The 8,942-nt window shown below is 60.8% G+C and carries 7 protein-coding genes; all 7 read right to left on the bottom strand.

What is annotated here, in order from left to right; all coding sequences use genetic code 11:
* Positions 1 to 50 precede the first annotated feature (50 nt).
* Entirely contained in the window at positions 51 to 353 is a 303-nt protein-coding gene (locus tag JIN78_RS11390; protein ID WP_200392098.1) for a hypothetical protein, read from the bottom strand.
* Positions 350 to 1,144 (bottom strand): hypothetical protein, encoded by a 795-nt coding sequence (locus JIN78_RS11385; RefSeq protein WP_200392097.1) that lies wholly within the window; start codon positions 1,142 to 1,144, stop codon positions 350 to 352. Before JIN78_RS11385 ends, JIN78_RS11390 begins: the two co-directional genes overlap by 4 nt.
* A gap of 146 nt (positions 1,145 to 1,290) precedes the next feature.
* A complete protein-coding gene (locus JIN78_RS11380; protein WP_200392096.1) occupies positions 1,291 to 2,838 on the bottom strand; it encodes a sulfatase family protein in 1,548 nt (515 codons plus the stop codon).
* 126 nt (positions 2,839 to 2,964) lie between these two features.
* Positions 2,965 to 3,606: a hypothetical protein gene (locus JIN78_RS11375; protein WP_200392095.1), complete on the bottom strand. Its 642-nt coding sequence runs from the start codon at positions 3,604 to 3,606 to the stop codon at positions 2,965 to 2,967.
* Positions 3,607 to 3,681: 75 nt separating this feature from the next.
* The gene (locus tag JIN78_RS11370) at positions 3,682 to 4,473 is read right to left on the bottom strand and encodes a hypothetical protein (protein WP_200392094.1); all 792 of its coding nucleotides are present in this window, start codon (positions 4,471 to 4,473) and stop codon (positions 3,682 to 3,684) included.
* Between the two features lie 30 nt (positions 4,474 to 4,503).
* Positions 4,504 to 8,103 carry a hypothetical protein gene (locus JIN78_RS11365; RefSeq protein WP_200392093.1) on the bottom strand — a complete coding sequence of 1,200 codons (3,600 nt, stop codon included), beginning with the start codon at positions 8,101 to 8,103 and terminating at the stop codon, positions 4,504 to 4,506.
* An 80-nt stretch (positions 8,104 to 8,183) separates the two neighbouring features.
* A complete protein-coding gene (gene deoD / locus JIN78_RS11360; protein ID WP_200392092.1) occupies positions 8,184 to 8,891 on the bottom strand; it encodes a purine-nucleoside phosphorylase in 708 nt (235 codons plus the stop codon).
* Positions 8,892 to 8,942 lie beyond the last annotated feature (51 nt).

Genomic DNA, 8,942 nt, shown 5'->3' with positions numbered 1-8,942 from the left:
TAACAATCCCCACCTCAAGGCCAAGGACCGCAACGAGTTTCTCGCTTGGCTCAAATCGCCTTTTCACCCCTCAATTTTTGTCGTGTAGTGTGAACGCGGAAGAACATCTTCGCATTGTCGGTCGTCATAAAACCATAACTGATCTCGGATCCGGTTCCTGGCTCGACGATTCCAGTATCAAGAAAAGTCTGTAAATCCGGGCTCATCAGAACCTGATAGTTTTTATTGAGCGTCGTGGGCCATTCTAAGAAAACCCCCTCTTCAACGGGCGTCATTTCCGCTTGGAAAGGTTCCTGCCCCAGAGAAAGCTGCATTGAGGCGATCAAGACCGCAAGTAAAGGGGCGGTCTTCATTTTCCCCCTCCCTTCTTCTTCGGCTGCACCTTCCAATAATGAAGGGTTATATTTTCTGGTTTCGAAGGACGAACCGCGAGTTCGTCCTCACGGGCCTGTCGACGTTGCTCGCGTAAGTCATAGGCCGCCTTGAGCCTTGCGTAATCGTTCCGATAAATTTCATGAAGGGCCTCAATCCCAACGAAAGCTTCCTTGTTAGCGAGGTTACCTTGCTCCACTCGATAAGAGCCGACCTCGGTAGGAAGATTAGCCGGGATACGAAGCGGCGAGTCCTGAGCGAGATGAGCTGATGACATTTCCCCAGCCATAAGAAGACTAGAAAACTGCTGATCCCCTTTCTTAAAAGCGGTTAAACTTGTCAAAACCATCCAGTCGGCATGTGACCAAGCGGAGTAAACTTCTCCATCATGCCACCATTGGAGAAAAGTCGCATGCCCGTCCACTACGGTTGCGGAAACAAAAAGATGGGAAGTTTTGCTTTGTGAAGCCAACCGCTCTTGCACCGCAGCCGATTGAAAAGAATCATCAGCCGTTACTTCTGAATGTTCGCTATTTTCCAACTTTTTCTCCGGTTCAAGAAAAAGGCTTGGATCCTTAATTCGGTGAATGGTCACCGTCCGATCAGGTAATTGATGGGTTTTTGTCTCCTTGATTTCAACAGGGGGTAAATCGAGCTTTGGGGCTGGCAAAGGAAGAGATCCATCCTGCAAAGGTCCGACAATCACGGCTTCTTCAGCCTCAATCGCTTTCCCAATGAAAAGCAGGCTAAAAAGAACGAGGTGTAATTTCATCGCAACCGCACCTAAAGCAGGATTTAGAAACGCGTCACGAAAAAAACATCGAACATTGCAAATATTTTTTGAAAATTACCCCACCGCTTTCTTTCCCTCGCTCCCGGGGAGAGCGAGGAATTTGCCTTTCCTGCCGAAAGAGATAACTAATTCTTCAACTCCGGGAAGAGCGCGAGGAGGTCGTCATGAAAAGGAATGGCGCCATCGTTGCTCAATTTGTCCCCCTCCGTGCTGCGGCCATTGGCGATGAGGGTGACCAGTTCGCCCACCAGCTCGGCGACCTTTTCGGGGTGCTGTTCCTGGAGGTTGGTGGTCTCCGCCAAGTCCTCGGCGAGATTGTAAAGCTGGACCCGGGGCAGTTCTTTGTTGGGCCACGCTTTTTCGGGGCGAGGCGAGGACCAGCCTCCCGATCCGGGGCAGAGGCACAACTTCCAATCGCCCTTGCGGATGGCGAAGGAGCCATTGATGGAATGATGGACAATTTGGGGCCGAGGATGCTGCTTCTCAGACCGGAGAGCGGGGAGGAAGCTGAAGGAATCGGGTGCGTTCTCCGCCTGCAGGGCCTCCTTTTTTTGCAAGATATCGGCGCAGGTGGCAAAGATATCCGTCTGGCAAATGGTGCGGGCGCTCTCCGAACCCGCGCTCACTTCCCCAGGCCAGCGCACAAGGAAGGGCACGCGATGCCCCCCTTCGTAGATATCTGCCTTGTGCCCGCGCAAAGGGCCATTGGGTGAATGCCCTTTCTTCTGCAGGTCCGGTATTTTGGCTTGGTTCGAGCAACCATTGTCAGTGGTAAAGATAACGAGGGTGTCCTCAGCAAGGCCCTGCTGATCGAGTTCGGCGAGGACCTCGCCGACGACCCAGTCGGTCTCCATCAGGAAGTCCCCATAAACCCCCAGGGTGGACTTTCCGCGGAATTTCTCCGAGGGCACGATCGGGGTGTGGGGGGAAGTGAGAGCCAGATAAAGAAAGAAAGGTTTGCCGCTCTCCGCCCGGGAAGAGATATACTTTCGCGACTCACGGGCAAAATCCGCCAGGCATTGTTCGGGCTCCATTCCCTTTACCGCGGCCCCGACACGGTTCTGCCAAAAGGTCCGGGAAACACTGGGAACAGCGGTAGCGAGGTCATTGCGCAGATAGACATAGGGGGGCATGTCCAGAGAGGCTGGAAAGAGGAAATTCTCATCGAAGCCCAATTCGGTGGGACCACCCTTCACCTTTTTGCGATAGTCGATGTCCCAGCCCAGGCCCTTGGTCTCGCCTTCGGCAGCCTGCGCTTTTTGCGGAAGCTTTTGCCATTGCAGCCCCAGATGCCACTTGCCGACCACCGAGGAGTGATAGCCTTGCTCACCGAGGAAGCGGGGCAGAATGGTCTCTTGTCCGATGAGAGGCTGCGAGGTGCCCCAGAGGACCCCTTTCTTGAGGCTGGAGCGCCAATTATATCGCCCGGTCATGAGCGCGTAACGGGTGGGGGTGCACACCGCCGAGGAGGTGTGGGCATCGGTGAAGCGCATTCCTTCCGCGGCCAGGCGATCGAGGTGGGGAGTGGGTGCCAGGCCGCCATTGTGGGAAACATCCCCCACCCCCATGTCATCAGCGAGAATGACGACGATGTTGGGGGCTTCGACAGCTCCTTGCAGCAGGGAAGAGGTCAAGGCGAGGACTCCAGCAAAAAAGGCAAAACTTTTTCTCATTCGACTAGAAAGCAATCACAGCGCCTCCTTGCTCACAAGAGGAAAGAGCAGGCTTTCCGTCGACCCTGTTCACCTTTTCCGGTCAGCCCACCTGCCACCCTGCGGACCACGGCGGCTAACATGCTGTCAACGAGCAATCTCATTCTTCGGGGAAGGGAAAAATCGAAAGAGAAGAAGCAAAAGAAGCAGGCCCCCTCCCAGCCCGGGAAGCCAGCGCAGAAGGGAGGGACGGCTCCCGGTCTCCTCCGTTTGGGGGGTAGCTGAGCGCAGCACCGTCGACTCGCCGGGTGCCAGGAGAAGGAACTCGCTGCCGCGTTCGACGATGAGTTTGGGAAAGTCGCCCTCGCGCACGCCGACTTCCAGGCGGCCGGGCTCGCGGCTCTGCCAGAGGACGCGGAAGTAGGCCGCACCATTGATGAGCTGCGGGAAGTCCGGCGGCCGGGTCTCCCAATCGGGAAAGCTCAGCTGGGGAGAAAGCTCCCGCTCATCGCAGCGGACGATGAGCATTTCCGCCAAGTAGCGGGCCGCCTCCTCCCGCTGCCGGGCCCAGGTTTCTTCCGACTGGGCCAGCAACCAGCGTCGCAGGGGAGCGGGGGCAAAGGGCTCGTTGCGGGTCTCGGGGTCGGCATACCCGGCATCGAACTGGATCTCGAGCTGCCATTCCTCCCCTTCCGCCCGCCACTCGGCATAGAGCTGTTCGACGACGTGGCCGGTCGCGGGAAGAAGCAGTCCCCCAGAAAGCGCCAGGACGGAAAGTAAAGGCTTCACCCCTGCAGTGAAGCCCCATTCCGAGCGCTTTGACAATCCCCGGAGCGAGCATTTTTTCAGCAAAGAGCGCACCCCCTACTCCCCCCGCTGGCGGGGCAGAGGCTGAGCCCGTTCGCGGAGAGTGACCAGCTTGAGGGGCTTGCGGGGTCGTTCCCCATCGGCAAAGTAGACCACGATGGTGGAGCGCTCGCCCTGGTTCTGCACCAGGGCACTGGACCAGAGTCGCTGCCAACCCCGGCGGGGATCCTGATAGCCCACGCGGGTGGGGGTCCCCTGCGAGTAGCCGAGGGACTTGACCTCCGTGCGCCCCGCAGCCAGCTCGAATTGCTCTTGTTCACCGATGACGATGCGAAGAGGCGCGGGGGCGACGTTGATGAAGCGCAAATCTCCGGCCCGGAAGGCGTTGGGGGCCTCGGGCACCCGCACGGCGCGGGCCTTTCGCCAAGTGCCTTCCTCCGGATCGCGGAAAAGGACCACGAGCAGGTCGTCTCCCGCAGGAAGGGCGAGCTGATGCCAATCCCCCCCGGCCTCCAGATGAAGGCGGCCCGCAGCGGCGGGGATCTCCACCGACGGGGAGAGGTGGTTCAAGCGCAGGGGCAAGCCCGGCCCGGTGGACTGGCTTTCCGGCAGGGGGATTTCCTGGCGGGGGCCCTCCTCTTCCTGCCAGGACAGCTGGACCCGCTCGGGGGGGACGCTGCCCGCAGGCGGGGGAAGCTCGTAGCGCACCCCGTTGCGAATTTCCTGCCGAAAGGGAGGGGCATCGCCCACGGGCAAAAAGCGAAGGCGGCGGGTGGTCCCTTCCTCCTCTTGGGCGGGGAGGAGAGGGATGCTGACCAGCAAAAGGAGGAGGCTCAGGAGAAACTTCATGGTTTTGGAAAATCGGTTGGGAGGCCCGCGCTAGACCTCATCGGCAGAGAGCCAACGGAAAGCGCGCACCTCGAAGGCCCGGCCAAACCGACCCGCCGGGTGGCCGGGATCGGGATTGAGGCCCGTGGAATCGGGTGCCAGGGGCTCAGGAGTGCGTTGCACAATGGCTTCGCACCAGGCCTGTGCGGTCACCCGTCCCTCCCCATCGCGCGCCTCGCCGTAGGCCCGGACGACGAAGCTGTCCGAGCGAGCACTGAGAGTGGGAGCGATGACTTGCAGGAGATCGGCCTGGGTGAGATAGCCGGGGGCCCCCCAGGCCTTGCTGTCGGGCTTCAAGCTCTGGCTCAGCCGCGTGCTGTCCGCGATATTGTCGGGATGGAGGTAATCGGGGAGTTCACCGTCTTTGCGCAACTCCCAACGGGCCACAAAGTCCTCGTTGAGCCCGGCCTCCTCAATCGCGGCCTGCAAGGGCCCCATCAGGCCCAGCTCGCCCTCCTCCGGTCCGACGAGACGGCGATTGACGAAGTCGGCCAAAGAAAGGAAGGGCCCGCGGCGCTTGACCTGCTCCACGAGAGCGTCCGCCAAAGCCTCGATTTCCCCGTCGGACAAAGTGCGAAGGCCAGACCACGCTTCCTCGTTTTCCGGATGGGAGATTCCAGCCAGATAGTCCCCGCTGTCACCGGGAAGCCGCCGGGGAAAGGGACTGCCCTCGCCTGCGGAGAGCGCGCTTTGCCGCAGAGAGGCCAGGAGGGCCTTCCACGCCTCCCGGCGGGTGGAGTTGACATTGAAGGCTCCCTCCAGCATCAAAGCCCCGGCCGCGCGGGTCACGCTACCCACTTCCGCAGCCGTGCCCCCGGGCCGCAAACGCAGGCGACCATTGGGCAGGGGGCGGCCTTCCGCGAGGAACTCCCGGCGCTGGCGTTCGTTGCCGGTGGCGAGAAAGAACTCATCGAAAAGACTGTGGTTGACCTCGTAGCTCAGGTCGTAGACGAGGTTTTCCTCAGCGGGCAAATCCTGCACCAGAAAGCGGGCAAAGCGGGCCCACTCGTCGCGGTCCTCAGAGCGTTCGGCGTCACTGGACCACCCTATGGCGAGGGCGTTCCAACCTCCCTCTCCCTCCTCGCCCAGCACCGGGGCCGTTCCCTTCATCCCGGTCAGCCCCAGGCGGGGATCGACCAGGGAATTCCCCACCGCGTAGGTCGGGTGCCAGACGAATTCGCTGAGCTTGGCATGTTGAAACTGCGCTAGGGAAAGCACCCCGAGGTCATCCCGGGGAAGTTCGAAGAGAATCGTGCGCAGGCGCCCTTCCTGCGGCAGGCCAAAGGGATTGCCCCGATAGTATCCCTCTTCGTAAAAGGGCATTTGCTCGTCCCAGCCCACCAATTGGTCATAAAGGTCGCGGGTGTAAAGACCGAAGAACCAGGGACCACTGGCGAGCCCGTCACCCTGATCCCCGGCCAGGTTTTCCCAGGGACTGCGGAGGGAATAGCTGGCCCGCAGGTTCCAATTGGCGAGGGGCGCGGTCTCGAAGGCGTCGGGCCCCGCAGGGTTGTTTCCCACAAAAACATTGGAGGGATGCTCCTCCAGCCAACGGAGGCGGAAGCCTTCCCGGCTACGCACATCGGGCTTGTTGGCGATGACGGGATCGCGCAAATCCGTGAATTCCACCTCGATACGCTGGCGCTCATTAAGGGCGAGACGAGGCTCCTTCCCGGCCCCATACTGCAGGGAACAAGAGACCGAAGCCAGCAGGGGAAGGCGGTCGAAGTCAAAGATACTCAGGGAGGAGTGACCACTGGCATCTTTCCACAAAAAGCGGGAATCGTCAGCCTGGTTATCGAGACCACTCGCGGGATGGTAGAAGTAGTTGAGCAGTTCGAAGTTGAAGCCGGATCCGGTATCATCGTCGTCGAACTCGGAAGAGGAGACATAGAAATTGCGTGAAGGATCGGGAGCCACCCGCGCCGAGAGGCGATTGGCGAGAATGTCGTGCCCCTCATATTCCATGGCCTGTGCGGGGGAAAAGACGAGACACTCGCCCGCACCTATCGTTTCCGCCGGCAACGAAAAGTAATACATCCCGGTGTAGGGATCATTGTAGTTGGCGCTCTCCCGGATGCTTTCCCCCACCTGGGGAGGAGGAGTGCGGGTCCCCCCACCCCAGCTGATCCACTGCACATCCCCCACAAAGTTGTCCGTGCGGACCAGGGTGCGAAAGTCGTTGCGCGAGTTCAGCTGCATCATCATCACCGAAGGAGGCACGGAGAGCGCCGCGCTGTAGGGATTCCAGAGCACCACCCGGGGCCATTGATGGGACCGGATGTTATAGATTTTGCGGAAGCCGGGCGGATTGAGGTGATAGGAAAAGGTGGAATACATGGAGGCCTCGACCACCACGGGCTTGAGGTCGGACTGCTGGCGTTTCCGCAAGATAACGGCCTCCTCGTTGGCAAAGGCCGATCGCATGCCGAGTTCACTTTTAGGCAAAAGAACCGTCTCTCCGTTACGAACTTCGGCCTCGCCCCCATCCCGCGGGAGCGAGCGGCGGGCCCAATCGCGCAAGAGACCAAAAGTGGGAGCGCTGGTCCCGTGGCGGCCTTCGGCCAGCGGCTGGCCGAGGGCCTGCGCATGCTCGCCATTGCGAGGGCCCACCAGATTGTCATCGAGGCCGATTTCCCCATCCTTTCCCCACGCGGCAGGATGGGGATCCTGCAGAAAAGCCGTCAGGTTCTTGCGCAACCCACCCTCCCGGGTATCGGCCAAGACCCCCTGAGACCAGGTGGTGGCGTCGAACCAGTTCCACGCGGAATCCCCCCATTTTCCCAACAAGGAAAGCTGTCCGTCACTCGCCAGCCGCTGCCTTTCCCGCAGGGTCAGGGGCTCTTCCCCTCCTCCCGACATCAGCGAGGAATCGACTTCCTGGCTCAGTAACGAATCAAAGAGACTCTCCTCTCCCTGCCAGCGGTTGGGCACCGCCACAGGAGCGCGCACCCCGAGGTCGCCCACCCAATAGGCATAGGCTCCTGCCCGACTCGACGCCGACCGGACCGGAACCTTGGGGACCACCACCTCGTCCCCTGGCGCCAGTGGACCGGCCCCCAGAGTGCCCCGACTCACCACCGGGACCCAGGACGAGGGGGACCCAGCCGCAGCGAAGGGCTCGAAAAGCGGGCGCGAGCCCTCATTGCCACTCACGAGGTAGCTGAGCGCCTCCTCGCGCGCATCCCAGTCCAGCTCCGCCCGCAAATCGCGCAATCCGCCATTGCGATCATCCCGTTGCCAAAAGGAGGCGCCATTCCCCTGACGGGTGCTCCAGACCCCCACCCAATGGGGCTGGGACACAGCATGAGCCCCGGCGAACAGTTCACTCGGCGCGCAGACCCGTTGGTCGGGGCCGAGGTGGACCTGCAGTTGGCCCAGAGCCATCGTCAGGGCCAAGCGGGCATTGGCCCGGGCCTGCTGGCGATCTTGCTCGGCGTGCGCTCCCCGCAAAGTCAGTGAGGAAAGGGCGAGGAGCCCCGTGGCGAGAAGGGAGAGAAAAAGCAAAATGACCACCGAGACCAGCAGAGCAAAGCCCTGTCGGGTCGATGACTTCTTCCTCCCCCGCCCACGCTGGAACCAGTTTTCCAAAACTCACTGCACTTTAGGCAATGAATTTACGAATGCAATACAGAGAAGCCGGGAGGAGAAAAAAACTTCCTCCTCCGCGCTCATTCACCGAGAGAGCCCAGCACCACTTTCATCATCTCGGAGAACCCCTTTTCGCGCTCACTGCTCGGCAGGCTCTCCCCCGTGCGGATGTGGTCGCTGACCGTGCAGACCGCCAGTCCCCGGGCCCCGAACTCGGCACACACTCCGTAAAGTCCCGCCGCTTCCATCTCCACCCCGAGGATTCCGAGCTTCTCCATCCGGTCAAACATCTCCGGCTGGGGGGTGTAGAAGAGGTCTGCGGAAAACAAACTCCCCACCTTCACCGCGATTCCCTGCCGCTCGGCCGACTCCACCGCCGCCCGGGTGAGCCCCCAGTCCGCCACCGCCGAAAAATCGTAGCCTCCGAAACGAGCCCGGTTGACTCCGCTATCGGTGCTGGCCCCCATGCCCACCAAGATATCGCGCACGGCCACCTCCCGGCTCACCGCCCCACAGCTGCCCACCCGGATGAGCTGGCGCACCCCATACTCGGTGATCAGCTCTTTGGCATAGATGGATAAGGATGGAATGCCCATTCCCGAGCCCATGACCGAGACCGGCCGACCATGATAACTCCCAGTGAAGCCCAGCATGTTACGCACCCCGTTCACTTGGGTCACCTCGCTGAGAAAGGTCTCGGCAATGAACTTTGCCCGCAGGGGATCGCCGGGAAGGAGCACGGTCTCGGCAAATGCATCACCAGCCGCTTCGATATGTGGAGTCGCCATACCGCGTTTATACGATTTCCCGCGATTGACCGCCAACCCTTTCCCGTGGCA

This window comes from Roseibacillus ishigakijimensis, assembly GCF_016595415.1.
Taxonomy (GTDB): Bacteria; Verrucomicrobiota; Verrucomicrobiia; order Verrucomicrobiales; family Akkermansiaceae; genus Roseibacillus; species Roseibacillus ishigakijimensis.
This window is presented reverse-complemented; position numbering and strand designations above follow the sequence as displayed.

Excerpts from the sequence above, each read along its gene's own strand:
- JIN78_RS11385 (WP_200392097.1), bottom strand. The coding sequence starts at position 1,144 with ATGAAATTACACCTCGTTCTTTTTAGCCTGCTTTTCATTGGGAAAGCG.
- deoD (WP_200392092.1), bottom strand. The coding sequence starts at position 8,891 with ATGGCGACTCCACATATCGAAGCGGCTGGTGATGCATTTGCCGAGACC.
- JIN78_RS11380 (WP_200392096.1), bottom strand. The coding sequence starts at position 2,838 with ATGAGAAAAAGTTTTGCCTTTTTTGCTGGAGTCCTCGCCTTGACCTCT.
- JIN78_RS11370 (WP_200392094.1), bottom strand. The coding sequence starts at position 4,473 with ATGAAGTTTCTCCTGAGCCTCCTCCTTTTGCTGGTCAGCATCCCTCTC.
- JIN78_RS11390 (WP_200392098.1), bottom strand. The coding sequence starts at position 353 with ATGAAGACCGCCCCTTTACTTGCGGTCTTGATCGCCTCAATGCAGCTT.